Annotated in this window: 26 protein-coding genes; 16 read left to right on the top strand and 10 right to left on the bottom strand. The window is 59.0% G+C overall.

Annotated elements, in window-relative coordinates; genetic code table 11:
* Positions 1 to 479: 479 nt before the first annotated feature.
* The 3 genes from hflX to H4684_RS03140 all read right to left on the bottom strand — a co-directional run bounded on the left by hflX (position 480) and on the right by H4684_RS03140 (position 3,426).
* On the bottom strand, positions 480 to 2,102 hold the full coding sequence (hflX, locus tag H4684_RS03150) for a GTPase HflX (RefSeq protein ID WP_192622839.1): 1,623 nt from the start codon (positions 2,100 to 2,102) through the stop codon (positions 480 to 482).
* A 43-nt stretch (positions 2,103 to 2,145) separates the two neighbouring features.
* The gene (locus H4684_RS03145) at positions 2,146 to 2,739 is read right to left on the bottom strand and encodes an IMP cyclohydrolase (protein WP_092189683.1); all 594 of its coding nucleotides are present in this window, start codon (positions 2,737 to 2,739) and stop codon (positions 2,146 to 2,148) included.
* A gap of 129 nt (positions 2,740 to 2,868) precedes the next feature.
* Positions 2,869 to 3,426, bottom strand: a complete 558-nt coding sequence (locus tag H4684_RS03140; RefSeq protein ID WP_092189685.1) for a tetratricopeptide repeat protein — start codon at positions 3,424 to 3,426, stop codon at positions 2,869 to 2,871.
* Between the two features lie 252 nt (positions 3,427 to 3,678).
* Here H4684_RS03140 and flgB point away from each other — a divergent pair, with 252 nt between their 5' ends.
* From flgB to H4684_RS03105, 7 genes are read left to right on the top strand one after another with little or no spacing between them, the layout of a single operon-like run.
* Positions 3,679 to 4,089: a flagellar basal body rod protein FlgB gene (gene flgB / locus H4684_RS03135; RefSeq protein WP_192622790.1), complete on the top strand. Its 411-nt coding sequence runs from the start codon at positions 3,679 to 3,681 to the stop codon at positions 4,087 to 4,089.
* A complete protein-coding gene (gene flgC / locus H4684_RS03130; RefSeq protein ID WP_092189689.1) occupies positions 4,089 to 4,526 on the top strand; it encodes a flagellar basal body rod protein FlgC in 438 nt (145 codons plus the stop codon). The genes flgB and flgC overlap by 1 nt, the downstream gene beginning before the upstream one ends.
* A gap of 55 nt (positions 4,527 to 4,581) precedes the next feature.
* Positions 4,582 to 4,905 carry a flagellar hook-basal body complex protein FliE gene (fliE, locus tag H4684_RS03125; RefSeq protein ID WP_092189691.1) on the top strand — a complete coding sequence of 108 codons (324 nt, stop codon included), beginning with the start codon at positions 4,582 to 4,584 and terminating at the stop codon, positions 4,903 to 4,905.
* A gap of 24 nt (positions 4,906 to 4,929) precedes the next feature.
* Positions 4,930 to 6,537: a flagellar basal-body MS-ring/collar protein FliF gene (gene fliF / locus H4684_RS03120; protein ID WP_192622789.1), complete on the top strand. Its 1,608-nt coding sequence runs from the start codon at positions 4,930 to 4,932 to the stop codon at positions 6,535 to 6,537.
* Positions 6,538 to 7,548 carry a flagellar motor switch protein FliG gene (fliG, locus tag H4684_RS03115; protein ID WP_092189695.1) on the top strand — a complete coding sequence of 337 codons (1,011 nt, stop codon included), beginning with the start codon at positions 6,538 to 6,540 and terminating at the stop codon, positions 7,546 to 7,548.
* On the top strand, positions 7,541 to 8,239 hold the full coding sequence (locus H4684_RS03110) for a FliH/SctL family protein (protein ID WP_192622788.1): 699 nt from the start codon (positions 7,541 to 7,543) through the stop codon (positions 8,237 to 8,239). The genes fliG and H4684_RS03110 overlap by 8 nt, the downstream gene beginning before the upstream one ends.
* Positions 8,236 to 9,582 (top strand): FliI/YscN family ATPase, encoded by a 1,347-nt coding sequence (locus H4684_RS03105; protein ID WP_192622787.1) that lies wholly within the window; start codon positions 8,236 to 8,238, stop codon positions 9,580 to 9,582. The genes H4684_RS03110 and H4684_RS03105 overlap by 4 nt, the downstream gene beginning before the upstream one ends.
* Here H4684_RS03105 and H4684_RS03100 read toward each other — a convergent pair.
* Both H4684_RS03100 and rfaE2 read right to left on the bottom strand, forming a co-directional pair.
* A complete protein-coding gene (locus H4684_RS03100) occupies positions 9,579 to 11,363 on the bottom strand; it encodes a GspE/PulE family protein (protein ID WP_192622786.1) in 1,785 nt (594 codons plus the stop codon). The two genes, H4684_RS03105 and H4684_RS03100, sit on opposite strands and share 4 nt — an antisense overlap.
* A complete protein-coding gene (gene rfaE2 / locus H4684_RS03095; RefSeq protein WP_192622785.1) occupies positions 11,356 to 11,835 on the bottom strand; it encodes a D-glycero-beta-D-manno-heptose 1-phosphate adenylyltransferase in 480 nt (159 codons plus the stop codon). The genes H4684_RS03100 and rfaE2 overlap by 8 nt, the downstream gene beginning before the upstream one ends.
* Before the next feature lie 70 nt (positions 11,836 to 11,905).
* Between rfaE2 and H4684_RS03090 the strand changes: the two genes are divergently transcribed.
* From H4684_RS03090 to H4684_RS03065, 6 genes are all read left to right on the top strand, one after another.
* Positions 11,906 to 12,622 (top strand): hypothetical protein, encoded by a 717-nt coding sequence (locus H4684_RS03090; RefSeq protein WP_092189705.1) that lies wholly within the window; start codon positions 11,906 to 11,908, stop codon positions 12,620 to 12,622.
* Between the two features lie 90 nt (positions 12,623 to 12,712).
* On the top strand, positions 12,713 to 13,243 hold the full coding sequence (locus H4684_RS03085; RefSeq protein WP_092189707.1) for a hypothetical protein: 531 nt from the start codon (positions 12,713 to 12,715) through the stop codon (positions 13,241 to 13,243).
* On the top strand, positions 13,240 to 14,451 hold the full coding sequence (coaBC, locus tag H4684_RS03080; protein ID WP_192622784.1) for a bifunctional phosphopantothenoylcysteine decarboxylase/phosphopantothenate--cysteine ligase CoaBC: 1,212 nt from the start codon (positions 13,240 to 13,242) through the stop codon (positions 14,449 to 14,451). Before H4684_RS03085 ends, coaBC begins: the two co-directional genes overlap by 4 nt.
* A 227-nt stretch (positions 14,452 to 14,678) precedes the next feature.
* The gene (locus H4684_RS03075; RefSeq protein WP_092189711.1) at positions 14,679 to 15,041 is read left to right on the top strand and encodes a hypothetical protein; all 363 of its coding nucleotides are present in this window, start codon (positions 14,679 to 14,681) and stop codon (positions 15,039 to 15,041) included.
* A gap of 130 nt (positions 15,042 to 15,171) precedes the next feature.
* Positions 15,172 to 16,179, top strand: a complete 1,008-nt coding sequence (locus H4684_RS03070) for an NAD-dependent epimerase (RefSeq protein ID WP_192622783.1) — start codon at positions 15,172 to 15,174, stop codon at positions 16,177 to 16,179.
* A gap of 36 nt (positions 16,180 to 16,215) precedes the next feature.
* Positions 16,216 to 17,004 carry a ParA family protein gene (locus H4684_RS03065; RefSeq protein WP_092189715.1) on the top strand — a complete coding sequence of 263 codons (789 nt, stop codon included), beginning with the start codon at positions 16,216 to 16,218 and terminating at the stop codon, positions 17,002 to 17,004.
* Here H4684_RS03065 and H4684_RS03060 read toward each other — a convergent pair.
* On the bottom strand, positions 16,980 to 17,390 hold the full coding sequence (locus H4684_RS03060; protein ID WP_092189717.1) for a hypothetical protein: 411 nt from the start codon (positions 17,388 to 17,390) through the stop codon (positions 16,980 to 16,982). The genes H4684_RS03065 and H4684_RS03060 overlap by 25 nt on opposite strands.
* A gap of 97 nt (positions 17,391 to 17,487) precedes the next feature.
* Between H4684_RS03060 and H4684_RS03055 the strand changes: the two genes are divergently transcribed.
* Together H4684_RS03055 and H4684_RS03050 are read left to right on the top strand one after the other, a co-directional pair.
* Complete coding sequence (locus tag H4684_RS03055) at positions 17,488 to 18,369, top strand: ParB/RepB/Spo0J family partition protein (RefSeq protein WP_192622782.1); 882 nt, start codon at positions 17,488 to 17,490, stop codon at positions 18,367 to 18,369.
* Positions 18,366 to 19,388, top strand: coding sequence for a bifunctional heptose 7-phosphate kinase/heptose 1-phosphate adenyltransferase (locus H4684_RS03050; RefSeq protein ID WP_192622781.1), 1,023 nt, complete (start codon positions 18,366 to 18,368; stop codon positions 19,386 to 19,388). Before H4684_RS03055 ends, H4684_RS03050 begins: the two co-directional genes overlap by 4 nt.
* Here the strand turns inward: H4684_RS03050 and H4684_RS03045 are convergent.
* Positions 19,385 to 19,933, bottom strand: coding sequence for a type I restriction enzyme HsdR N-terminal domain-containing protein (locus H4684_RS03045; RefSeq protein WP_192622780.1), 549 nt, complete (start codon positions 19,931 to 19,933; stop codon positions 19,385 to 19,387). The two genes, H4684_RS03050 and H4684_RS03045, sit on opposite strands and share 4 nt — an antisense overlap.
* Before the next feature lie 130 nt (positions 19,934 to 20,063).
* On the opposite strand from H4684_RS03045, the gene H4684_RS03040 reads away from it, so the two are divergent.
* Positions 20,064 to 21,497: a DNA integrity scanning protein DisA nucleotide-binding domain protein gene (locus tag H4684_RS03040; RefSeq protein WP_192622779.1), complete on the top strand. Its 1,434-nt coding sequence runs from the start codon at positions 20,064 to 20,066 to the stop codon at positions 21,495 to 21,497.
* A 4-nt stretch (positions 21,498 to 21,501) separates the two neighbouring features.
* Here H4684_RS03040 and H4684_RS03035 read toward each other — a convergent pair whose 3' ends face one another.
* From H4684_RS03035 to H4684_RS03025, 3 genes are read right to left on the bottom strand one after another with little or no spacing between them, the layout of a single operon-like run.
* Positions 21,502 to 24,003, bottom strand: a complete 2,502-nt coding sequence (locus H4684_RS03035) for a [protein-PII] uridylyltransferase family protein (RefSeq protein ID WP_192622778.1) — start codon at positions 24,001 to 24,003, stop codon at positions 21,502 to 21,504.
* 31 nt (positions 24,004 to 24,034) lie between these two features.
* A complete protein-coding gene (locus H4684_RS03030) occupies positions 24,035 to 24,373 on the bottom strand; it encodes a P-II family nitrogen regulator (protein WP_092189727.1) in 339 nt (112 codons plus the stop codon).
* A gap of 25 nt (positions 24,374 to 24,398) precedes the next feature.
* Entirely contained in the window at positions 24,399 to 25,616 is a 1,218-nt protein-coding gene (locus H4684_RS03025) for an ammonium transporter (protein ID WP_092189729.1), read from the bottom strand.
* Positions 25,617 to 25,626: the final 10 nt, after the last annotated feature.

Below are 25,626 nucleotides of genomic sequence, written 5' to 3'. Positions count from 1 at the left end.
AAGCATGGATTCCCGCCTGCGCGGGAATGACGTGGTCGCAGGGCGAAAACTCCTGCTCATCGACCAAGGGAAGATGCCTGGAGGGGCGAAGGGTTCATGTCGGATGAAGCATGGATTCCCGCCTGCGCGGGAATGACGTGGTCGCAAGGCGAAAATTCCTGCTCATCGACCAAGGGAAGATGCCCGGAAGGACGAAGGGTTCGTGCCGGATGAATTATGGATTCCCGCCTGCGCGGGAATGACGTGGTCGCAAGGCGAAAATTCCTGCTCATCGACCAAGGGAAGATGCCCGGAGGGGCGAAGGGTTCGTGCCGGATGAAGCATGGATTCCCGCCTGCGCGGGAATGACGTGGTCGCAAGGCGAAAACTCCTGGCCGTCGTCGATCCGTAACCACCAATTCAGGCGTTGTTCATGTGTCATTCCCGCGCAGGCGGGAATCCATGCCTTTATCGAAAGAGGCTTTGCACAGGACGCGGCGTCACAGCAGCGATTTGATGCGCTCGACCAAAGGAGCCAGGGTCGGGCGTTCGAGGGCTGAAATGAAGACAGCTTCGGGATGGACGAAGCGCAGGGTCTGGCGGGTCTCTTCGCTTATGCGGTCGGTCTTGTTCAGGGCGAGGATGCGCGGAATGGTGTCGATGGAGAGGTCGCGCAGGATGGACTCCACCGCTTCGATCTGGGCGTCCATCTCCGGATGGGAGGCGTCGGCCACATGCACCAGCACGTCCGCGCTCTCAAGTTCCTCCAGGGTGGCCATGAAGGCCTCGCGCAGATCGGCCGGGAGGTGACGGATGAAGCCTACGGTGTCGGTCAGGATGATTTCCCGGTCCTCGGGAAAACGCAACCGGCGGCTGGTGGGATCGAGCGTGGCGAAAAGCTTGTTCTCGGCCAGGACCACGCTCTTGGTCAGGGTGTTCAGAAGCGTGGACTTGCCCGCGTTGGTGTACCCGACCAGGGAGACGATGGGCAGCCCGGCCTTGTCGCGGCGGCTGCGCGTGGACTTGCGGTGCTTTCGCACGCTCATGAGCTCCGCCTTGATCTGGGCGATGCGCTCGCGGATCTTGCGGCGATCCATCTCCAGACGCGTCTCGCCCGGACCGCGTCCGCCGATGCCGCCGGCCAGCCTGCTGAGAGCCCGATTCTGGCCCACTAGGCGCGGCATCATGTACTTGAGCTGGGCCATCTCGACCTGCAGCTTTCCTTCGCGAGTCTGGGCGTGCTGGGCGAAAATGTCGAGAATGAGCTGGGTGCGGTCCAGAACCTTGCGCTCGGTGATCTGGCTCAGGTTGCGCTGCTGCGTGGGGGTCAGCTCCTGATCGAAGACCAGGGTCGCGGCATTCTTCTGCAAGGCCAGGACTTCCAGCTCGGCAAGCTTGCCCCGGCCGAGGATGAGCTTGGGATTGACCCGGGTCACCCGCTGCACGACCTGCCCCACCACTTCCAGTCCGGCCGTATCCGCCAGCTCCGCCAGTTCCGCCAGGGATCGCTCCTGCGCGCCCCTGGACTCCGAAGCCACGCTGACCAGTATGGCCGAGCCCTCACGGGCCGCGGCGGCCACGCTTTGGCCCGTGCGCGCAAGCTCGTCCTCCAGGGCCTTGACGTTCGCTCCGAAATCAAAATCCACATCATCCCAGATCATGGCCGGGTGAATCTGATAGGGCAGCTCGTCGGTGTTCGGAGGCAGGATGTGGGCGATCTGGCAGGTTCTGGGAGCCCCGTCGGAAGACACCGTCAGCACGCTGATGGCGTCAAGACGCAAAAAGACCATGTCCATGAGGTCTTCCTGGGTCAGCAGGGACGAATCGAGATGGGTGTGCAGGAGGCGCAGGCCGGAAAGCCGGGAGTCGGCCTGACGATGGCGCGAAAGCTCGGGGATCAGGATGCCGTCCTGCTCTCCGACCAGTACCATGACCGGCACGCCCTTGCGGTTTATGAGCACGCCGATCTGACGGCTGACGCCCCTGCTCAGGATGGCCAGCTCCCGGGCCTGGTCGGGGGTGAACCCGCCCTGGTCGGGAAAGCGTCTGTTGTAGAGCCGGGAAATGGCCGTGATCTGGCTGGGTTTGAGGCCGGTCAGGTTGCCGAGTGGTTTTGATGCTATGGTGTTCTCTCCGTGGCCGGTGTGAGCCGGCCGGGCCGCTCCGTCAGGAGCGGCTCAGGTACTCGGTGATCATGCGGTCGTATTCCGAAGTCAGGGCAAAGGTCGCCACGGCCATGCGCTTGCGGAAGTCCAGGGACAGGGAACCGCCGTTGCTCTTCATCTCCTGCATGCATTCGGCATAGTAGGACGGATCAGGAATGACGGCCACGGAATGAAAGTTCTTGGCCGAGGCGCGCAGCATGGTCGGTCCGCCGATGTCGATCTGTTCCACGGCCTGCTTGTCTTCCAGGGTCTGGCGCACGGCTTCGGCAAAATTGTAGAGATTGACGCAGATCAGATCGAAGGGAGACAGCCGCAGGTCCTTCAGGGTCTGCATATGGGTGGAATCGTCCTTGTCGGCCAGGATTCCGGCGTGCACGTGCGGGTGCAGGGTCTTGACCCGGCCGCCCAGAATCTCCGGAAAACCGGTCACGTCGCTGACGGAACGGACTTTGAGGCCCGCCTGGACGAGCTTCTTGCGGGTGCCCCCGGTGGAAACGAGCTCCACTCCCTGCTCTTGCAGAAAACGGGCAAAGTCATCAAGGCCTGATTTATCTGTGACGCTCAGGATGGCCCGGCGAATCGGCAACATGTTCATGGTGTCCCCCTCTCAAAAGAATGTTCGCCGTGCACTGCCACCTTTGATCGCAATATGCAATAACACAGGCAGGCCGAATCCCGGATCGCCGGGATTCGGCCTGCCTTGAGGGAGGGGAACGAAAACGTTCTAAAGCTGGGCCAGAAGTTCGTTCGCCGACGCGTTGCCGGGGTCCAACTCCAAAAGCCGATGCAGATGCGCCTTGGCCTCGTCCTTGCGGCCGCAGGACACAAGGCAACCGCTCAAGGCATAGCGGACTTCGCTCTTGCCCGGATTGATCTCCAGATGCAGCTCAAGGGGGGCGATGGCCTCTGCGGTGCGCCCGAGCACATGCGAAACCTGAACCAGTCCGAAAAGAGCGACGATGTTTTCAGGATTGAGCCCGAGGGCCTTCTGATACAGCTCGAACGCCTTGTCTTCCTGACCCTGCTGGGCGCTGATGAGCGCTATCCCGGCAATGGACTTGTCCGAAGATGCGATATCGTCGGCCTTTTGATACATGGTCAAGGCCTGATTCAGGTCCCCGCGCTGCACCGCAATGGTCGCCAGGCCCAGATACGGATCCGGGTGGACGCCGTTGCTGCTTGCGGCTTTCTGGTAATAACTCTCGGCCTTGTCCAATTCACCCATGAAAAGATAACATTCGCCAAGTTCCTTGTTGATTTCATAATCCAGATGCGAACTCATGGTTCCTCCTCCTTGTCGGCAAATCTAGTATGCGTTGACTGTCTGCCAACGACTTAGCAACTTTGGTGCCACACCTCTCTCCACTCAGCAAAACTTCTCCCCGAACATGCCTCTCTCCTGACAACATGATGATTTTAAATATCATATTGCCTTCTGCGCAATCTGGAATGGTCATTGCAAACCAGACCTCGTCAGCATCCCGGCTCTGTCTCAAGATGAAAAACAAAAGCCGGTATGACAAGGGGTTATCGAATGAAAAGCTTGTTTCCCGATCACATTGATCTGACGGCCAAGGTCATGGATTTTCAGCTGCAGCGTCAAAACATCGTCAGCACCAACCTGGCGAACATCAACACGCCCGGCTACAAGGCCCGCACCCTGGAGTTTGAAAAAGACCTCCAGGCCGCCCTCGGCCTTTCCGAGACCGGAGCCGTGGCCCGCACGCATCCCGACCACTTTCCTCTCGCCTTCGCCGCCGACTCGGCCGAGGCCAGCGTGACCAAATCCTTGACGCCGCGAGTAGTGCAGGGCGTGGACAACGTGGACCTGGACAAGGAGATGGCCGCCATGGCCAAGAACAACCTCCTTTACAACACGCTTGCGACGGTGATGCAGAAAAGCCTCTCCGGCCTGAAGCAAACCATCGCTGACGGAGGCAAATAATGGACTTCATGACCGCCATCGATGTCGGGGCGTCCGCGCTCAAGGCCGAACGCACCCATTTGAACGTCATCTCCATGAACCTGGCCAACGCCAAGACGACCAGAACCGCGGACGGCGGACCGTACCGCCGCAAGGAAGTCGTTTTCAAGGAAACCGAAGTGCAGAGCCCCTTCTCCAAGGCCATGAACTCGGCCCTGGATCAGGACGTCAAAGGAGTCAGGGTCGAATCGGTCCAGAACGACCGGCGGCCGCTCAAGCAGGTTTACGAGCCGGGGCACCCGGACGCCGACGAGGAAGGCTACGTCAGCTATCCGGACATCAACGTGGTGGAGGAGATGACCAACATGCTCTCGGCCATGCGCGCCTACGAGGCCAACGTTTCGACCATCACCACGTCCAAGAGCATGTTTTCCAAGGCCCTTGAAATCGGACGTTAGCCCGGACCATGACCCGGACCGGATAAAGTAGCAGACACAGACAAGGAGACATTCCATGGCGGTATCACCCTTGGCCATCAAGGCCTATTCGGCGGCAAGCGAGCTTTTGAGCAACCCCAAAAGCATCGACGCCAAGAACACGTCCACCAAGGAAGCGACTCAGTCCTTTGCCCAGACCATCGAAGAGTCCCTGGCCAAGGTCAATGAAATGCAGGGGGAAAAATCGCTCATGATCCAGGATTTTGTCTCGGGCAAAAACCAGAACGTGCATGAGCTCATGATCACCCTGCAAAAGGCCGGACTGGCCATGGACATGACCTCCGCCGTCCGCAACAAGGTCATGCAGGCTTATCAGGAAATAATGCGCATCCAGTTCTGATTCTAATACACGCGAGGATTCACCATGCCCCCCTTTCTGCAAAGCACCCTGGCCAAGGCCACGGACTTCTGGACCGATAAATCCCTGGCCCAGCGCATCCTCCTCGGAGGATTGCTGGTCTCGCTCCTGATCGCGTTCTTCGCCATGATCTTCTGGATGAACAAGGTCGACTACAGGGTCCTGTACAGCAATCTGTATCAGGAAGACGCGTCCAGCGTGGTGAACTACCTGCAAAAGGAAAAAATCCCCTACCGGATCACCGATTCCGGAACCACCATCACGGTGCCGGGAGACATGGTTTACGAAGCGCGGCTCAAACTTGCCGGCGAAGGCTCCCTGCATGGTCAGGGCATCGGCTTCGAGCTCTTCGACGAGAACAAGATCGGCCAAACCAACTTCGTGCAGGGCATCAACTACCAGCGCGCCCTCCAGGGCGAGCTGTCCCGCACCATCTCCGAGCTGTCCGAGGTGGAGAGCGCCCGCGTGCACCTGGTGCTGCCCAACAAGAGCCTCTTCGTCGAGGAACAGGCCCCGCCCTCCGCGGCCATCATGCTCAAGCTCAAGGGCGGCCGCAGCCTGGGAGCGCAGCAAGTGCAGGCCATCGTCAACCTCGTCTCCACCAGCGTCGAGGGCATGACCACCGAACACATCACCCTTGCCGACAGCCGGGGCAAGATCCTCTATGAACCCAAGGCGGACACGGACTTCACGGGTTTGAGCTCGACCCAACTTGAATACCAGATGAGCATGCAGCGCAGCCTGGAGCAGCGCATCGAACAGCTTCTGGTGCCCATCGTCGGCCCCGGACGCGTCATCGCCCGCGTCAATGCCGATCTCGACTTCGATCGCACGACCATCCGCAAGGAAATCTTCGACCCCAAGTCCGCCGTGGTCAGGAGCGAGGTCAGAAACGAAGAGGAAAGCAAGGGTTCGGCCAATGTCGACGGCGGTACCCCCGATCCCAATTACCAGGGCGAGAACGACGGCATGGCCTCCGGCACGGCGCAGGAAAGCACCCGCACTTCCTCCACCACGAATTTCGACATCAACAAGGAAGAGCAGCAGATCATCTCCCAGGTCGGGAGCATCAAGCGTTTAAGCGTTGCCGTTCTCGTCGACGGCAAGTACACTCAGCAGCAGGACGGGACGTACGCCTTCGAGCCGCTCAGTGCCGAGCAGATGGAACAAATCCGCCAGCTCAGCCAGCGCGCCGTCGGCTTCGACGACACCCGCGGCGACGCCATAGAGGTCTCCTCGATCTCCTTTGGCGAGCCCATGGGTGCCGAACAGGCCCCGCTTCTGGACGTTGCCTCGCGCTACTTCCAGCTTCTGGGCAAGCCGCTCCTGAACACACTCATCATCCTCCTGTTCCTGCTCTTCGTGGCGCGCCCCGTGGTCCTGGCCCTGATCCGCCCGAAGGTCGAAAAGCCCACCGTGCAGACGTCCGACGAACTGGGTGCGGCCCAGGAGCTCATGGCCCTGACCGAAGGATTGAACGAAGAGGACATGGCGGCCGTGGACGCCGTCAAACGCATCGAAAACGCCAAGCACCTCGCACAGCAGCTTGTCGAGCAGAACATGGATCAGGCCGTCATGATCATGCGCCAATGGATGACTCAGGGAGAAGCATAAGTGGCAGCACCTACTGGAAAACTGACCGGGCCGCAGAAGACGGCCATCCTTATCCTGGCCCTTGGCGACGCGTTTGCCTCCGAGGTCTTCAAGAAGTTCGAACGCGCCGAGATCACTGCCGTGTCACGGGCCATGGCCAAGCTCGATACCGTGAACAAGGAACAGGCCGAGGAAGTGCTCAAGGAGTTCAACCAGGCCATGACCATCGGCAAGGAGATGCTCTACGGCGGCCCGGAACAGGTGCGCAAGATGATCTCCTCGAACCTCGATTCCGACACGGCGCGCTACATCCTGGACGAGCTTGATTTCGATTCCGGGCCCGTGCCCTTCAAGGAGCTTGGCAACGTCAGTCCCAAGATTCTGGCCCAGATCCTGCGCAACGAGCACCCCCAGACCCTGGCGCTGATCCTCGGGCACCTGCCATCCGATAGCGCGGGGAATCTCCTGCAGAACATGGCCCCCGGAGTGCGGGCCGAGGTGCTCATCCGCCTGGCCAAGCTCGAAGCCGTGGCCGAGGAAATGCTGGTCGAGGTCGATCGGGTCCTGCAAAGCCAGCTCATCGCCATCGGCGGCAAGGAAGGCCGCAAGGTCGGCGGCGTCAATTCCGTGGCGGAAATCCTCAACGCCATCGACCGGGCCACGGAAGAGGAAATCATGGCCGACATCGAGGAAGAGAGCGCGCAGCTGGCCGAAGAGATCAAGCAGCTCATGTTCGTCTTCGAGGACATCACCAAGATCGACGACCGCGGCATCCGCGAAGTTCTGAAGGAAATCAGCAACGAGGACCTGACCATGTCCCTGAAGACCGCGCCGGAGGAACTGCGCGAGAAGTTCTTCAAGAACCTGTCCGAACGCGCGGGCAACATGATCCGCGAGGATCTGGAAATCATGGGACCGGTCAAGCTGTCCGAGGTCGAGGCCGCGCAGCAGAACATCGTCAAGCAGGTAAGACGCCTGGAGGCCGAAGGCCGCATCGTCATCGCCGGCAGCGGAGGCGAAGTCCTTGTCTGAGCACGCGCAAAACCCGTGCAGGGTCATTTATGGCTTGCACAGCCGCGACGGCGTCGGACTCAACCGCCCGCCCACCCTGACTTGGAACACGGAGACCGAGGACCACTATATGGAACAGGTACGCCAGCGCGCCCAGCAAATGGCCAAGGATATTCTGGCCCAGGCTCTGGCCGAAGCCGAGCAGATTCGTGCCCGCGCCCAGGCCGAAGGCTTTGCCGCCGGACAAGAGCAGGCCAACTCCATGGCGCAGGCGGAAACCGCGAAAGTCTGCTCCTTCATGGACACGATCCAGGCGGCGATGGTCGCCGAGAAGGAACGCATCTACTCCGAGCACAAGCAAAGCCTCTTCCAGATCATGCGCCTCGCCTTTGAAAAGACCCTGGGTGTCATACTCGACGAACAGCGCGAGCAGGTCCTGAACACCCTCTTCGAGGAGGCCGTCTCACAGCTCCAGGCCAAGACCTGCATCACCGTGCATGTCTGCGCGCAAGACTTCGAACTGGCCAAGTCCCTGGCCGATCAGACCAGAGAAAAGCGCTCCGATCTTCCGGAACTGCGCATCTGCTCAAGCCTGGAACTTGCTCCCGGCGGAGTGCGCATCGAAAGCGGCGACGGCTTGGTGGACAATTCCATTGCCGCCCGTTTTGAACAGGTCCGCGCCATTCTCGACGGATACGTGGAAAATTCATGACCGCCGATCTTGACGGCACCCTGCATCTGCTGGCCGGCCTTCAGCCGGCGCAAGCCTATGGCAAGGTGACCAAGGTCGTGGGGCTCGTGGCCGAGGGGCGCGGCATAAAGGCCCCGCTTGGCTCGGTCTGTCAGCTTCTGCCGGGGGATACCGGCAAGCAGGTCATCAACGCCGAAGTGGTCGGGTTCCGCGACGACGTCATGCTGCTCATGCCCTACGGCGAGATGCGCGGCATCCGCCCGGGAAGCCTCATCCGCAACACCAGCACTCCGCCTGTTTTCCCGGTCGGCCATCGCTACCTCGGACACGCCGTGGACGCTTTCGGGCAGTCCCTCGACCCGCAAAAGAACATCTTTCCCGCCCGCTACAATCCCCTGCACACGGATCCCCCCAACCCCTTGACCAGACCGCGCATCACCGAACCGCTGGATGTCGGGGTCCGGGCCATCAACGGTCTCCTGACCCTGGGCAAGGGCCAGCGCGTCGGAATCATGGCCGGCTCCGGCGTCGGCAAGAGCACGCTCATGGGCATGTTCGCACGGTACACGTCGGCCGAGGTCAACGTCATCGGGCTGATCGGCGAACGTGGCCGGGAAGTCGTGGATTTCATCGAAAAGGATCTGGGACCGGAAGGGTTGGCCAAGTCCGTACTCATCGTGGCCACTTCGGATCAGGGACCTCTGGTGCGCATGCGCGCCGCCTATGCGGCCACGGCCATGGCCGAGTTTTTTCGTGACGAGGGCAAGGACGTGCTGCTCATGATGGACTCGGTGACCCGCTTCGCCATGGCCGCCCGCGAGGAGGGCCTTGCGGCCGGCGAACCGCCCACCACGCGTGGATACACACCCACGGTCTTCTCGCACCTGCCACGCCTGCTCGAACGCGCCGGGCGCTCGTCCAAAGGAAGCATCACTGGCATTTACACGGTGCTTGTGGAAGGCGACGACTTCAACGAGCCCGTGGCCGACGCGGTGCGCTCCATCCTCGACGGCCACATCGTGCTCACACGAGAACTGGCCGACCAGGGGCACTACCCTTCCATCGACGTGCTCAAGAGCGTCAGCCGTCTGGCGCCCGACGTCGCTCCCGCGCCTGTAATCGCCGCCGGACGGGACCTGGTCCGCATGATGGCCACCTTTCAGCGTGTCGAGGACATGGTCAACATCGGCGCCTACGCCCCCGGTTCTAATCCGGAAATCGACCAGGCCCTGGGCATGGTCCATCCCATCCGCTCTTTTCTGCAGCAAAGCGTCGGAGAACGCTCCACCCTGGATCAGGCATTCGAGGACATAAAAAAACTGACCGGCAAGAATCTTCCTAAGTCCGTAAAGCCCCGTACCTAATCGACGGAGCCCCCGGCCACGCGCAAAACCTCCTCCACCGTCGTCACGCCCTGCACCACCCTCGCCATGCCGTCGTCGAACAGGGACCGAACCCCTTTTTTGCGGACCATTTCACGCAGATCGCCAAGATCGATGTTCTTGCGGATGGCGTCCTTGACCTCGGTGTCGTAGGGCAGGATCTCAAAGATGCCGGTTCGCCCGTAATAGCCCGTCTGCCGGCAGTGGTCGCACCCGCGCCCCTTCCACAAGGCCTGTCCCGGACGGATGTAGCTGTCCAGCCCCAGGGCCTTTATCTCCTCGTAATCCGGCGTGTACTGCACCTTGCAGTGCAGGCAGATGTTGCGCACCAGGCGCTGGGCGATGCAGCCGATGACGGCTGCATTGATGAGATAGGCGTCAAGGCCAAGGTCCAGCAAGCGGGTCAGGGCGGCGCTGGCGTCGTTGGTGTGCAGGGTCGAGAAGACGATATGCCCGGTCAGGGCCGACTGCATGGCCTGCTCGGCGGTCTCGAGGTCGCGCATCTCGCCGATCATGATGATGTCGGGGTCCTGACGCAGGATGTGGCGCAGCATCTGCCCGAAGGTCACGCCGATCTTGGACTGCACGCCGATCTGGTTGAAATCGTCGACCACCATCTCGATGGGGTCTTCTAGCGTGACCACGTTGACCTGGGGATTGGCCAGCACCTTCAGGGTCGAGTACAGCGTGGTAGACTTGCCGCTCCCCGTGGGGCCGGTGACCAGGATGAGACCGTAGGTCTTTCCCAGAAACTTGCTGTAGGTCGCGTAATGATCGGGCCCCATGCCCAGCTCTTCGAGATTCTTGAGCGTGCTGTCGCTGGACAGGAGCCGCAGCACCATCTTTTCGCCAAAGGCCACCGGAATGGTCGAAACGCGCACGTCCGTCGGCACTCCGGCCAGGACCAGCTGCACGCGCCCATCCTGGGGCCTGCGCTTCTCGGAGATGTCAAGCCGGCTCATCCCCTTCAAACGGTTTATCATGGCCAGATGCACGGTCATGGGTAGCCTGTGCAGATCATGCAGGATGCCGTCGATGCGAAACCGGATCAGCGCGAAATCCCTCTTGGGCTCGATGTGGATGTCGCTGGCGCGCTCGCGCAGAGCCGAGCGCAGCAGATAGTCCACGGCCTTTATGATGTGCCGCTGCGATTCGGGGTCGGATTTTTCCGAGACCTTGACCCGCGCTTCGAGATTGCCGATTTCGCTTGAGTCCATGAACTCGATCTGCGCGGCCTGGATGGCTGTCCGGAACTGGTAATAATCGTCGATGAGCCGGTTGATGTCCTGACGGGTGCTCAGGAACACCCTGTAGGGCAGGTCGCTGACGCGCTCCATGTCCTGCCACAGCTCCGGCCGGAAAGGATTGAAGACCGCAAGCTCAAGCTCGCCGTCGCGGATCATGATCGGCACCAGGGTATTCATCCGGGCGAAACTCTCGGAGATGGTCTTGGTGGTGACCTCAAGATCCAGATCAAAGGGGTCCACCCGGCGAAACTCAAGCCCCTCCCGGCGCGCCACGGCCTTCAGGATGACATCCTCGGTGATGCGCGCTTCCGGGTGTCCGGGTTCTTTGGGGGGCTTTCGGATATTGAAGCGGATGAGGTCGTCGATTCCGTCCGGCCCCTCCACGTTGATCCCGTTCTTGACGGCGTGGTCCATGATGATCCGGGCCTGCGCCTCGCTTATCTCGCCCGCGTCGGTCAGAATCTCCAGCAGATACGTCAGGGAATAGACCACGCGCTTTGTGTTCAAGCTATCCATTGCCGCCTCTTTGATGCATGGCCACGATGCGTTCTACCGTCCCCGTGGTTGAATATCCGGCCAACAGCGGGATGGAGCAGACCGTCCCTCCCGCCGCCTCCACCTCCTCTCGCCCCACTATCCGGTCTACGCTCCAGTCCCCGCCCTTGACCAGCACGTCCGGGCGGACCTTGCGGATCAGTTCAAGAGGCGTGTCCTCGTCGAAGATGATGACGAAATCCACGCAGGCCAGGGCCGCCAGCACCCGCGCCCGGCTTTGCTGTTCGTTGACCGGCCGCAGCGCGCCTTTTAGGCGCCTGACCGAAGCGTCGCTGTTGAGGCCGACGACCAGGCAGGAGCCCATGCTCCTGGCCCGCTCCAGATAGTCCACATGGCCCGGGTGGATGATGTCGAAGCAGCCATTGGTGAACACGACCTTGCCGCCTGGCCTTGCAATTTGTTCGGGAGAAATGATTTTTTGTTCGGTATTCATCGATTCTTGTGGGTTTGACGGATGTCTGGGGGTGCCGTACATGTCGCGAAAAATGAGTACGGGATGTGCAATGTCCAAAAGCTGGCTCAAGTCCAAACATGATTCCTTCGTACGCGACGTTCTGCGCGATTTCTGCCAGATCGCCAGTGCTTTGGAAAATCATTTTTCCGAGTACGACGCAAGCGGGTCCGTGAGCTTCCATTTCTTTGACGACATGCTCGGCCGCCAAAACAGCAAGGGCCTGCTCTGGAGGCTCAAAGACACCTCCCATCTGCTTTTCCGCAACGAAGAGAGGACATCCTTCGCGGTTTTCGGCGAGTACCTGGACTGGGCGCTGGGCTACATCTTCCACGAGTGCATAAAGCTCAAGGAAGACGCCTACCAGCAGATGAACTACAAGCCCCGCTTCAAGCAACTGCAGCAGGGCGTCGGGCTCACGCCGGAAGAGCAGCATATCGGTTCGGAACTCTATGCGGTCATCAGGCAGACTTCGGAAAGCATAGAGCGCGAGGTTCGCCGCATTCGTTTCATCATCTTCCATTGCAAGCGCCTTTTCATCCTATATCTTCCCCTCCACCATGAAAACCCTCTGCTGGCCCGATTTCTTTACGCTCAAAGCGATCTCGTTCACGGCGTTTTCAAGGGATATGCAGAGGAACTGATCCACGCCGTGTACACGGAGGGAACACACCGCATGTACGCTCTGGCCGCACAATCCCTGGAAGACGGGGGTTGGCTTGACGAAGCGGCCAAGGCCAGGCGGCTTGAAGAAAGTGCCGGCTCTTAAAAAAAACTTGATCTCACTGCCGATGTTGCTAGATTTTCAGCCCAAGAACTTGCGATCTCCAATTTTAACGTTCCTGAAAGGATTACACTCATGCGTTATCTTAAACTGATTCTTGTAGCCTTGCTGCTATCTTCGTGGGGTTGCGCCACCTTTAACGGCACCACCTCCGAAGATCCCGGAGCCGCCCCGACACAAAACAGTTTCTACTATGATTTCAAAGACATTCGCGTACCCGAAGAAATGGAGATTCAGACCAAAAAGTCTGCCATTTCTCCCATGGAAAGCGGCAAGTACGGAACCATCGTCTTTCGCGGCCGAGCCGAACCCATTTCGCTTTTCGACTTTTTCTTCAACACCATGCCCAAAGACGGCTGGACCATGGTCACCTACCAGAAATACCAGCGCTATCACCTTGTTTTTACAAAAGAAAATCGCGTCTGCATGATTACCATCGAGGAAAGCCCCATGTGGTACACGTGGCTTGAGATCAAGGTATCCCCCAAGGTCGCGGGCAGCAGCGAACCTGCCTATTCCATCGGCACCCCGCCCCCCGCTGATCCTTACCAGACCTACCCGCCAGCGGGAACGGGCCTGGACTCCGAAAGGACGTTGTCGCAGTGATTCCCGCACACTACCTGTTCGACACGTTTCACGGGAAACGTATCCACCTGGGAGTCACCGGCTCCATTGCAGCATACAAGGCCCTGGATCTGACCAGGGCCTTTTTGCATTTGCACCTTCAAGTCGGAGTGACCCTGACGGAATCGGCCCGCAAATTCGTGACCGACCTTTCCTTTGGGGCGCTCGGAGCTGATCCTCTCTACACCGACATGTTTTCCAGTGGCGCCAATTTCGATCATCTCGAACCATCGGTGGCCGATGCCTTTGTCGTTGTTCCAACGACTGCGAACATGATCGCCAAAATGGCCTGCGGCATCGCCGACGACCTGCTCAGCTGTCAGCTTTTGGCCTACTCCGGCCCGGTGCTGGTGGCTCCGGCCATGAACCCGCGTATGTGGAGCGCCCCGGCAACCCGCCACAACTGGTCCGTGCTAGGTGAACGCGGCGTTACGCTCATTGAACCCGAATGCGGCAATGTCGCCTGCGGTGACACGGGTCAGGGCAGGCTTGCCCCACTGGACGAGATTTTCATCCGTACCCTGGCCGCGCTTTCGCCTCAGGACCTTAGCGGCAAGAAAATCATGATTACGCTCGGCCCAACCAGAGAATACTTTGACAAGGCCCGCTTCTGGTCCAATCCCTCAAGCGGAATCATGGGGGCCAGCCTGGCCGTCGCTGCGGCCCTGCGCGGCGCCGAAGTCACCGCCATCACCGGCCCGGCGGAAATCGCCCTGCCGTCCATGATCCAGCGCGTGCCCGTGGTCACGGCCCGTGACATGTTTGAAGCCGCCCAGGACATTTTTCCAACGCAGGACATCGGATGCTTCACGGCAGCCGTGGCTGACTTTCGTCCTCCGGCCTGCTCCACGGGCAAATTCAAAAAGAGCGGAGAAACCCTGAGCCTGACTTTTGAGCCCAACCCTGACATCCTCGCAACCCTGAGCAACGCCAAAAAATCATGGCAACAAACCATCGGCTTTGCCGCTGAAGCGCAAGACCTCGAAAAGAATGCCGCGCTGAAGCTCGCCAAAAAAAATCTTGATCTGCTCGTAGCCAATCCCATAGACGAGGCCGGTGCCGGCTTTGCATCATGCACCAACAGGGTTTTGGTCATGGATCGACACGGCCGACAGGAAGCGTGGCCGCAGCTGCCCAAAACTGAAATTGCCTGGAGGATTTGGGATTGGATCTCAATGAACACACCCTGACCGAAGCCCAGCGCACCCTGAAGCGTCTTGGTGTCACCCATGTCCTGCTTCCCCGGACAGAGGCGGCCGAAGAGACGCCGCCAGCGCCGGCACCTTTGAAGGCGGCTCCAAGACCTGAAACGCCAAGCCAAAACCCAACAGTCCAAAAACCGTCTTCACCCGCAAGTGAACCGCTTCCCATTTTACTACGGTCATTGTTTCACGGGAAACAATCACCGGTTCGCTCCATGTGGACGTACCTCGGGCTCTATGAAGACATGCAAAAGGCGACAAATCCGCCCCGCCTGGTCGTCTTCAAAAAAATCCAGGAGTCCGTCTGCCTGCACCTCAAATGGCAAGCCGGGGATATCAGCTCATGGCCCCTCGATCTGGACTCCGGAACTTTCCGCAAAGGACTGGATCACTTCAGGCCGCAACGGATCCTGCTCTTCCTGGACCGCAAATCAACTGATGAAACGGTTCACGCCCGTATCAAAAATCTTCTGGGACAATCAGACTGCCCGGTCGTAACCCTGCCAAGCCTGGAAGAGATGGCGCAAGGCAACCAGCAAGTCAAAAATGAAGCCTGGAAAATCCTGCAGAGCATCTGATCGCCCGCTCCTGACGGGGCCTTAAAAATTCAATTCACAAAAAAGCAACCGCACATCTCAAATTCCGTATTGCCCACCAAACAGCCTTAGGTTAGATGTTTTTCATATTTTGTTTCACATGGAGCATTGCATGAAAATTCTTATCACGGGCGCGGCGGGATTTATCGGTTTTCACCTCGCCAAACGCTTTCTTGCCGCGGGAACTTCCGTATTTGGCCTGGACAACCTCAATGACTACTACTCGGTGGACTTGAAAAAAGACCGCCTGAAGCTTCTGCAACAGGATTCAAATTTCCATTTCGAGCCCATCGACCTCGCTGACGGCGTAGCCCTGGATGCATATTTCAAGGCCAACGAGTTTACACACGTGGTCAATCTGGCGGCTCAGGCGGGTGTCAGATACTCCCTTCTGAACCCGAAATCCTACATTGATTCCAATATAGTAGGCTTTGCAAACCTGCTGGAATGCTGCCGCCACAACGGTACGAAGCACCTGGTGTACGCCTCGTCGAGCTCGGTTTACGGGCTGAACACATCCATGCCCTTTTCCGTCCACGACAATGTGGACCATCCCGTGAGTCTGTACGCGGCCAGCAAGAAATCAAACGAACTGATGGCGCACACCTATTCATACCTTTACAAGCTGCCGACCACAGGTCTGCGCTTCTTCACGGTGTACGGCCCCTGGGGGCGCCCCGACATGGCGCTGTACCTCTTCACCAAGGCTATCTGCGAAGGAAAGCCGATCAACGTCTTCAATCATGGCAAGATGCGCAGGGACTTCACCTACATCGACGACATCGTCGAGGGCGTGTTCCGGATCGTGAGTCATGTTCCGGCAGACAATCCGGCATGGGACGGCAAGAATCCCGACCCGAGCACCTCCCCCGCGCCTTACAAGCTCTACAACATCGGCAACAACAACACCGTGGAACTTGAGCAGTTCATCACCGTGCTTGAGAATGCCCTGGGCCAAAAAGCCGTGCGCAACTACATGGATATCCAGCCCGGAGACGTGCCGGCGACCTACGCCAACATCGATGACCTGATCAAGGAAGTCGGATTCAAGCCATCCACAAGCATCGAGGAAGGAATAGAGAAGTTCATCGCCTGGTACAAAGATTACTACCGTCCTTAGTTCCCCGTGAAACAACAGGATCTGGAGGGAAGACTTTTGGCGCAGACAATCGTTTTGGCAAATCAGAAAGGCGGGGTGGGCAAAACCACCACCACCGTTAATCTTGCGGCATCACTGGCGGCCATGGAACAGCGCGTACTGGTCATTGATTGCGACCCGCAGGCCAATGCTTCAAGCGGCCTTGGCGTCGACGTGAGCCAGGTGCAAAGTTCGATCTACCAGGCCCTTTTCTCTCCGGAAGAGGCACGCAAGGGCATCGTTGATTCCGACATGGAATTCCTGAAAATACTCCCTTCAACGCCGGACCTGGTAGGCGCGGAGATCGAACTTGGCGAAGAGAAGGACAGGGAATTCATACTGCGCGGCATCGTGAAACTGCTGAGCCCGGAGTACGACTACATCCTGATCGACTGTCCTCCATCACTGGGGCTGATCACCATCAACGCCCTGTGCGCGGCCAGATGGCTGCTCGTTCCGCTTCAATGCGAATACTACGCGCTGGAAGGAATCGCACAGCTCATGAAAACCTACGGACTGGTCAAGGAAAGGCTGAATCCCGACCTCGACATCCTGGGCATACTTTTGACCATGTTCGACAAACGCAACAAGCTCTCATTCATGGTCGAACGCGAGGTGCGCGACCACTTCAAAGAGCTTGTGTTCACAACATCGATACCGAGAAACGTGCGCCTGTCGGAGGCGCCGAGCCATGGCCTTCCAGCCATACTCTACGACATCAGGTCCATGGGAACCCAGTCCTATATCACGCTGGCCCAGGAACTGATCGACAAGAAGCTGGGTCAATCGCAGGAGCAGGCGACCTGAGGCGTGCAGGTCACGGTGACCTTGTCCTTGAAATGGCGTTTGGTGATGCGCGACTTGCAAGCGACACACTGGAATGCAAGCAGCCCGCCCATGTTGGCGGCACGCAGCATGAACTTGCGGGGTTCGTCGGCCTTCCAGTCCTCGGTGGTTGATCCGCAGGTTTCACACGTCACGTCGGTGGGCAGCTCGTAACGGAGGTCCCAATATTTTTCGAGGAGCTGCAGGTCAGCCATGGGTTCGACAATGGGATCTACCGAGGGATAGAGCTTCTCCACTACGGAGAGAACATGCCGGCATACATGCTGCCACATTTCCTCTTCGATAAAAACACCCTGGGGCGCACCCTTGGCATCGACTACGTATCTGATGGCCGTATCCTTGTTCACAGTGACTCCGGAAGTTGAAGGTTTGGACAATCATCTGTCTTTAAATACGAATCGCCAGGGGTCAACGGCCCTTGACGCAAACATCCGCGGGTAAAGCATGACCATGAAAAAACGCGGGCTCGGTCGCGGGCTTGATGTACTCATCAAAAGCCGCAATGTCGAACCCGAACACGAAGCAGAAATAGTGACGCTGGACATAAACGCGCTTGAGCCCAACATCCACCAGCCACGCCACCACTTCGACCAGGCGGCGCTGGAAGAGCTGGCCGCCTCCATCAAGAGCCAGGGCCTGATCCAGCCGGTGCTGGTCAGACCGCTGCCAACGGGACACTACGAACTCGTGGCCGGGGAAAGGCGCTGGCGGGCCTGCCGCATGGCCGGGCTTGATACCATCGACTGCATAGTCCGGCGCATGGACGACCATGAAAGCATGGCCATCGCGCTCATCGAAAACCTGCAGCGCGAGGATCTCAACCCGATCGAGGAAGCGCGGGCTCTGGGGCAGATCAAGGAACATTTCAAGATCACCCAGGAAGAGCTGGCCGACAAGATCGGCAAAAGCAGACCCGCCGTGACCAACAGCCTTCGGCTCCTGAAGCTGCCCGAAAAAGTGCAGAACCTTCTGGAGACCAATGCCCTCTCCGCCGGACACGCCAGGGCGCTGCTCGGGCTCGATGATCCCGAGAGCATGACCCGCTTGGCTGAAAAGATTCTGCAAAAGAATCTGAACGTGCGCGCCACGGAAGAGCTGGTCAAAAAAATCAAAAACCAGAACGAGCCGGAAGAAGAAAAACCGCGCCGCGCCAAACCCATGGCCGAAGACATAGCGGACGTGGTCAAGGCCCTGGCAGGCACCTTCACCGTCAAACACTCGGGAACGCCAAAAAAAGGAAAAATCGTGTTCGCTTACGCAAGCAACGAAGAAAGGGAAAAAATAGCGTCTTTCCTTGAACGAATGGCAAAGGAGCAGGAAATATGAATCTGGCGTTCAATGCCTCGCGTATGATCGGCTCCAAGGTGCTCATCATCGGCGACATCATGCTCGATCAGTATCAAAAGGGGCTGGTTGAAAGAATTTCGCCCGAAGCGCCCGTGCCCATAGTCAAAATCACCGAACAGGTCTTCAAGATCGGCGGCGCCGGCAATGTGGCCCAGAACGTGGCCACCCTTGGCGGGTGCCCCACCCTGGTGAGCATTTGCGGCCAGGATCTCTATGGAGACAACCTGCAGGACCTCTGCGGCACGCTCGGCGTTGAAAGTCATCTTATCCGGTCGGCATCACGTGAAACGACACTGAAGACCCGTATCATGGCCCAGCACCAACAGATGCTGCGCGTGGACAGGGAAACGAACCGGCCCCTCGATGCAGGGGAATTCTCGTCGCTTCTGGAAACAGTGGAAAGCCGGCTCGACGGTTTTGATACGATCATCCTCTCCGACTACGGCAAGGGCGTCATTTCAGGAGAATTCCTGAACTGGCTGCGCGAACGGAAAAAGCCGGACCAAAAAATCATTCTGGATCCCAAGACATGCAATTTCCCTCACTACGAGGATCTTTACTGCATGACGCCGAACAAGAAGGAAGCATCCGAAGGCGCCGAGATGGCCATTACAACCCGCGAGGAAATACTTGAGGCGGGCAAAAGGATCATCACGCAACGGGGACTGCAAAGCCTGGTCATCACCCTGGGCGCGGAGGGCATGGCTGTATTCCTGCCCGGCCAGGGGGTCTTTCACCTGCCAACCACGGCCAAGAAGGTCTTCGACGTGACCGGTGCGGGAGATACCGTCATCGCGGTCATTGCCCTTGGCCTGAGCTCAGGCCTCGATCTGCTCAGCTCCTGCATACTGGCCAATTGCGCCGCCGGACTGGTGGTCGGACAGGTCGGCGCGGTAGGCATCACCCAGGAGGAACTCACCGAAACCCTGGCGTCCTGGCCTTCGGCGCAACAGGAAAAATGGTGCTCGTTCCCGCCGATAGGCCGCATGACCACCTAGATGCCGCATTCACTGCCGCAGCAAGGCCCGCCCAGACCGTCATAGGCGGCAAGTATCCTGCGCTCCTTGTCCAGCCGGTCCTCACCCGGCAATGGGCAAGGATGCGCCTGGGCGAGGCCTGGCAGCTCACTCCACCGGGGCACTGCATTGAAGCCGCTCCCGATCACCTCGGAGGTCTTGGTCTCCACCAGCAGCAATTCCATCGAATCCGTCACGATGACCAGCGGAAAGGGAGACGGCAGATGAATGCGGGCCGCTGCGACACTCTCTCTCACAAAGGTTCCGACCTCTCCGGGGCAGAACACCAGGGCCAAAAGCGGCTCACCCGCAGGGGAAAAGACCGCCAGATCGATGGCGACCGAATGCGGCTCTCCGTTTATCGAGTAATCCAGGACATATTTTGAGCGGATATTCTCACGGGGATACTTCCTGTCTTCAACCAGCAGCTTGGCCAGAGCCTGCCGCAAGTCCTCATACGTGGTATCCATGATCTCCCGGCCGGTGAGATAATCCGTAATGACGCGATTCAGACTGACTTCATGCATGTGAGCCTCCTTGCTTTTCAAGGTACAATCTAAGCGCAGAACAAAAGGGAGCAAGGGCCTTCACAAAGGATGCGTTGACCGAAAACTTTGCCTGAGATAGCAAAAAAAGAAAAAATACCGGAAGATACTCATGGAAGAACTGTTTTTGATCAAATGCATCGACCAGATTCACGATGGTTTGTGCAATGGACTGGGCAGGTTCTCGGGGCCAAGCCGGGCCGCGCTGATTTATGCATTGAACAGGAACAGCCCGCTCCGCATCTATGACCCCTGTGATCTGCTGCGCGGACACGAGCCGCGCCTGGAGGAACTCTACCTCAGGCATGGACAATGGATGCAGGACCCTTCCGGGGATGGAGAGCATGACCCAGGACAGTTCGACAACCCGGAACTGGCTGGAATAATCGCCCATGGTGGTCATTTTCACAACATGTTCTACCAGACATGGTTCAGTGAGCACCATGTGGACATGTGTTCAACCGGTCCCACGCAGCGCTGGCTGGAATACGCATGCAGACTCCTGTCCCAGGATCTGGGAACAAAAAGCATCACGGACCTTGAGACGTCGGGATATGTACTGCAAAATTTTGCGACCCACGCCGTCCGGGATCACATCGTCGACATGCGCAATCTGAGCCTGGGCCCGGACACGCGGTTGCGCATCTACCCCATACTGGACTCGGTCCTGAACATTTCGAAGACCCAGGAAGAAGGCAAATGGGCCTTTGGCGATCTCATTTTCGTCGAGCCATCTCAAGTGCACCGAATCCATTATCTGGCCACCTTCGGCGATTTCGAAAGACCTGCCATGAAGGATTTCAAGCACACCCGAAAGCTCCTGCAGGCCGTGGAAGGTAACAAGCACAAACTGGTCAGCAACGGACAGAAAATCATCGGCATCGGCACGGGCCGGATGCCGGACTTTTCCGTGACCGCGGAATATCGCGGGAATCATGGCTTCATCAAGGTCCAGGACGAAACCATATGCAGCTTTTCCGACGGCGGGTTCCACTCCTCCACCAGACAAGCCAATCTGGTACAGCTGGAAGAGGTGCTGCTTGAACTGAACCTTGATTCGAGCAAGCTCTACACCATCATGAAGGTGGTCAGCACGCTGGTGCGCAGCGCCCAGGAAAGAAAACACGGCTGCGCCCTGGTGCTCGACTTCGGAAGCCCACTGGCCAACATCTCGGGGCAGCATCTGGAAACGCCGCTTGATCTGAAGCGCCACATGGACCTTGATCTGGCGACCTCGCTGGCCAAGGTGGACGGGGCGCTGCACATCGACATGATGTACCTCAAGCTGCACGCATTCGCGTCCCTGCTCGATGGCCGCGCGGTAGCCGGAGAAAACCGCGCCCGTGGAGCCAGATACAACTCCGCCCTCAGGTTCACGGCCGAACACAATCAGGTCATCCTGGTCGTGGTCAGCTCGGACCGTCCCATTTCCATCATCCAGCATGGCGCCGAGATCAAGGCCAGGTGCGACTGGGAACCGAGGTATCAATGCCTCTCGGAACCCGTGACCTTGGAAGACTGGATCGGGCAACCCAATCACTCATAGAACTTCAGGCGTACAGGCTGCGGATGAGCAGGCACAGGGAGCGTTCAAGGGATTCGCACTCGGAGTCGGGAATCTTTTCCCCGCCTTCGCGGATGTGCAGAATGTCCATGGCCTTGTCTTTTTGCGTCGCGATCTTGGCAAAGACGAGGTCAACGCCAAGCCGGTAAAGGCAAAGCGAAACCGTGGCCAGAAGTCCGGGCACATCCGGAGCTTCAATGGAAAGCACCGTATAAAAATCCGAAACGCCGTTGTCGAGGCGAACGCTGACCAGATCGCGGTCCAGTGCGAAAACCTTCCGGAGTCGCGTGGTGATCTGCACAGGGAGCTGATCCAGCCTGTTCTCGTCGGCAAGCAGGCCAAAAAGGCTGGATTGAACGGCTTCGACCGTCTGGTCGGCATAAAGCATGTCCAGAGGTTCGGTGACCCAGAACACGTCCACGACCGTCTTGTCATCCCAGACACAAAGTTCCGCGCCAAGCACGGACATCCCATGCCGGACCAGGGCCGCGCACACTCGGGCAAAGAGCCCGGGGCGGTCGGTGGAGACCAGCGTGACGCGCAACGACCTTGAATGGGGCCTGTGCTCCCACGAAAGGTGAAACGGTCCGCAATCAGGGCATTCACGAAAAGCATGGACCTGCTCGATATGCTCGATGATGCGCTTGGGCGCGGTCTGCATCAGGTACCTGGCGGGCATGACGGAGAGAAAGCGCTCGAAATCGCGGATGGAAAAATGGGCAGGACGGCTGGAGCGCAGGGCATCGCGCAGGGTGCTGAGCCTGTGCACGAGGGTTTCATCGGACATTAATCCATATTCAAGGACCTTGCGCGTCTTGAAATAGGTTTCCCGCAAAAGATTCTCGATCCATGGATTCCAGGCCTTGGGGCCGGTGGCCATGGAGTCGGCCCAGGTCAACAGGGTCAGCAGGTCGAGGCGCCTCACGCTGCCAAGCGTCTGGGCAAGTTCCATGACGACGGACTCCTCTCCCAGATCGTGACGCGTGGCGGTATGCACCAGAAGCAGATGGTGTTCGATCAGAAAGGCGCATTCCTGAACAAAATTATCGCCATATCCCAAACGCTCAAGAATGAGACGCGAGAGCCGCGCGCCCTTGACGGCGTGATCCCCGTTACCCTTGCCGATGTCGTGCAGCAGCGCGGCCCAGCGCAGACAGGGATCGCTGCGCAGGGAGTGCAGAAAATCACCCATAAATTCATGATCCTGGTCGAAGGCCGCAAGATTGCGCACCGTCTCGACCAGATGCGGACCGGCTGGAAGCTTGTGATAGGCGTCAAATTGGACCAGATGCTCGATGGCCGAAAACTCGGGCACAAAAAGGTTCAAGAAACCGACCTCAAGCATCTGGTCGAGAGCGTGCCCGGCGTGCGCGCTGCACAGAATCTCTTCGAAACGCGAGACAATGGGCTTCTGCCAGTTCAGGTCCAGGGACAAGGCGGGAAAACGGTCCTGGATAATGCGCCGAGTATGCCAGCCAATGGGAATCCCGGTCTGCGCGCTGTGCCGGAACAATTCCAAGACGTTGGCCGGATCGGCGACAAGAATGGAAAAATCAAGGCCGGCCGGGGCGCTGGGTTTCCCGGAAGCAGCGCCTCCGGCGAGAACCCGCGCCTTGTCCAGGCAGAGCCGGCAAAGCAGCCTCGTTTCGGCCATGGCCTTGTGCAGCCCGGAGAGAAACCTTTCCACCGAATCCCTGTCGGTGGCCGGACCATAGCCGATGAGCTGCGCTATCTCGGGCTGCAGTTCCAGATGCAGGACATCATTCTTGCGCTTGCTGACGCGATGCAGAGCCACTCTTGCCATTGAAATGAAATCGGCGCTGCGCGACAATGCTTCCCGCTCGGAAGCCGAAAGAAGGGGCCACGAATCCCCCCCCATGCGGCACAAGGTTTCCAGCCACTGCGTAGTCTGGTGATCGCGCTGCCCTCCCCGGCCCTCCTTGAGGCTTGGGGACAAGAGATGCGCGGTATCGCCGAAGCGCTCGTGCCGCGCCTCATGACGTCCGGCGAGCCAGGAGAAAAGTTCCGCGCGAAGGGGAATGACAAGATCCCGCGCAACGGCAGTCTGAAAATCGGAAAACAGATCCGCGGAGCCATACAGCAGCCGGGCATCGAGGAGCGAGCACAGAACTTCGAAATCGGCGGCGGCCAGGTCGATGGTCTCGGAGACGGTCCTGATGCCGTGCCCGACGTCAAAACCGCTGTCCCACAGCGGAAGAAACAGGTCCTGGGCCAGAAGCTCGGGATCGGGAGCGCCCGATTCGGGCAGGCAGACCAGAAGGTCGATGTCTGAATAAGGGAAAAGCCGGGAGCGACCATACCCGCCTAGGGCCAGGACCAGCGTCCCCCCGCCGGAGTCGAGGCGACTTTGACAGGCCGTGCGTACCCAATCATCCATGCACGCGGAGAACCAGGCAGGAGAATGGCCCGGGTCCGCATTCACGTTGCGGTAAAGGTCCCGGGCCAGGCGTAAGGTTTCGATGCTCATGTCGAGAATGGGCAGCCGAAGCTGCCCGTTCCTAGAGGGCCGATCCGCCGGATTCTCCGGTGCGGATGCGGATGGCGTTGTCGATGGTGGAGACAAAGATCTTGCCGTCGCCGATCTTGCCGGTCTTGGCGGCCTGCTGGATGACCTCCAGGGTCTGATCAAGCATGTCGTCGTCGATGACTATCTCGATCTTGACCTTGGACACGAAGTCGACCTGATATTCGGCCCCGCGATAGACTTCCTTGTGGCCGCGCTGGCGTCCAAACCCCCGCACGTCGGTGACCGTCATGCCCTGAATGCCCATGCCCGTCAGGGCTTCCTTGATTTCGTCCAGCTTGTAGGGCCGGGTGATTATTTCTACTCGTTTCATGATTCCTCCTCAAGTGGTTGGCAAATCAGGCCTGGTAAGCGGATTCGCTGTGAATGGCCACGTCAAGGCCGGCCTCTTCCTCTTCTTCGGTGACACGAATGGGCACGATGGCGTTAACGATCTTGAGCAAAACATAGGATACGACAAATGAAAAGGCACAGGTGGCCACGACGGATACAAACTGAATCCAGAGCTGGCCGGGATTGCCGTAGAAGAGACCGTTGAATCCGGCCGGGTTTATGGCTTGGCTGGCGAAAAGACCGGTGGCCAAGGCGCCCCAGACTCCGCCCACTCCGTGAATGCCGACCACGTCAAGACTGTCGTCGTAGCCGAAGCGGGCCTTGAGGCTCACGCCGAAGTAGCACAGCACGCCAGCGCCAAGCCCAATGAGCACGGAAGCCATGATGCCGACAAAACCTGCCGCCGGAGTAATGGCCACAAGCCCTGCCACCGCGCCGGAAGCCGCGCCCAGGGTTGTGGGTTTGCCGTGAAACTTCCATTCCGCGAACACCCAGGCAAGCATGGCAGTGGCGGCCGCGATGTGAGTGGTCACAAAGGCGTTGCCGGCCAGGCCGTCGGCGGCCAGGGCGCTGCCGGCGTTGAAACCGAACCAGCCGAACCACAGGAGCGCCGTACCGATCATGGTCATGGGCAGGTTGTGCGGCAAGAAGGAGCGCTTGCCGTAGCCCTTGCGCTTGCCGATGACCAGAACCGCGGCCAGGGCCGCGCTGGCCGAGCTCATGTGTACGACCGCTCCACCCGCAAAATCCATGGCGCCCATCTGGGCCATCCAGCCGCCGCCCCAGACCCAGTGGCACAAAGGAGCATAGACGAACGTACACCACAGGATGATGAAAATGATAAAGGCGGAAAAACGCATACGCTCGGCAAAGGCGCCGGAGATCAGGGCGGGGGTGATGATGGCGAACATGCACTGAAAGATCATGAAGACCATGTGCGGAAGATTGGTGGCTATGGACTCGTGCGGTTCCATGCCGACTCCGGCCATCCCCACAAAGTCCAGCCCGCCGATGAGGCCGTTCATGTCAGTACCGAACGACAGGGAATATCCCCAGAAAATCCAGACCAGGGTGATGACGCCAAGGGCGGCAAAACTCTGCATTATGGTTCCCAGGGCGTTCTTGGAACGGGTCATGCCCGCGTAGAAGAGGGCGAGCCCTGGGGTCATGAACATGACCAGGGCAGCACAAATGATGATAAAAGCGGTATCTGTCGGATTCACAATGCACCTC

The organism is Desulfomicrobium macestii, assembly GCF_014873765.1.
In the GTDB taxonomy this organism is placed as follows: Bacteria; Desulfobacterota; Desulfovibrionia; order Desulfovibrionales; family Desulfomicrobiaceae; genus Desulfomicrobium; species Desulfomicrobium macestii.
Note: the sequence above shows the minus strand (reverse complement) of the source record. Positions and strands in the feature narration are given on the sequence as shown.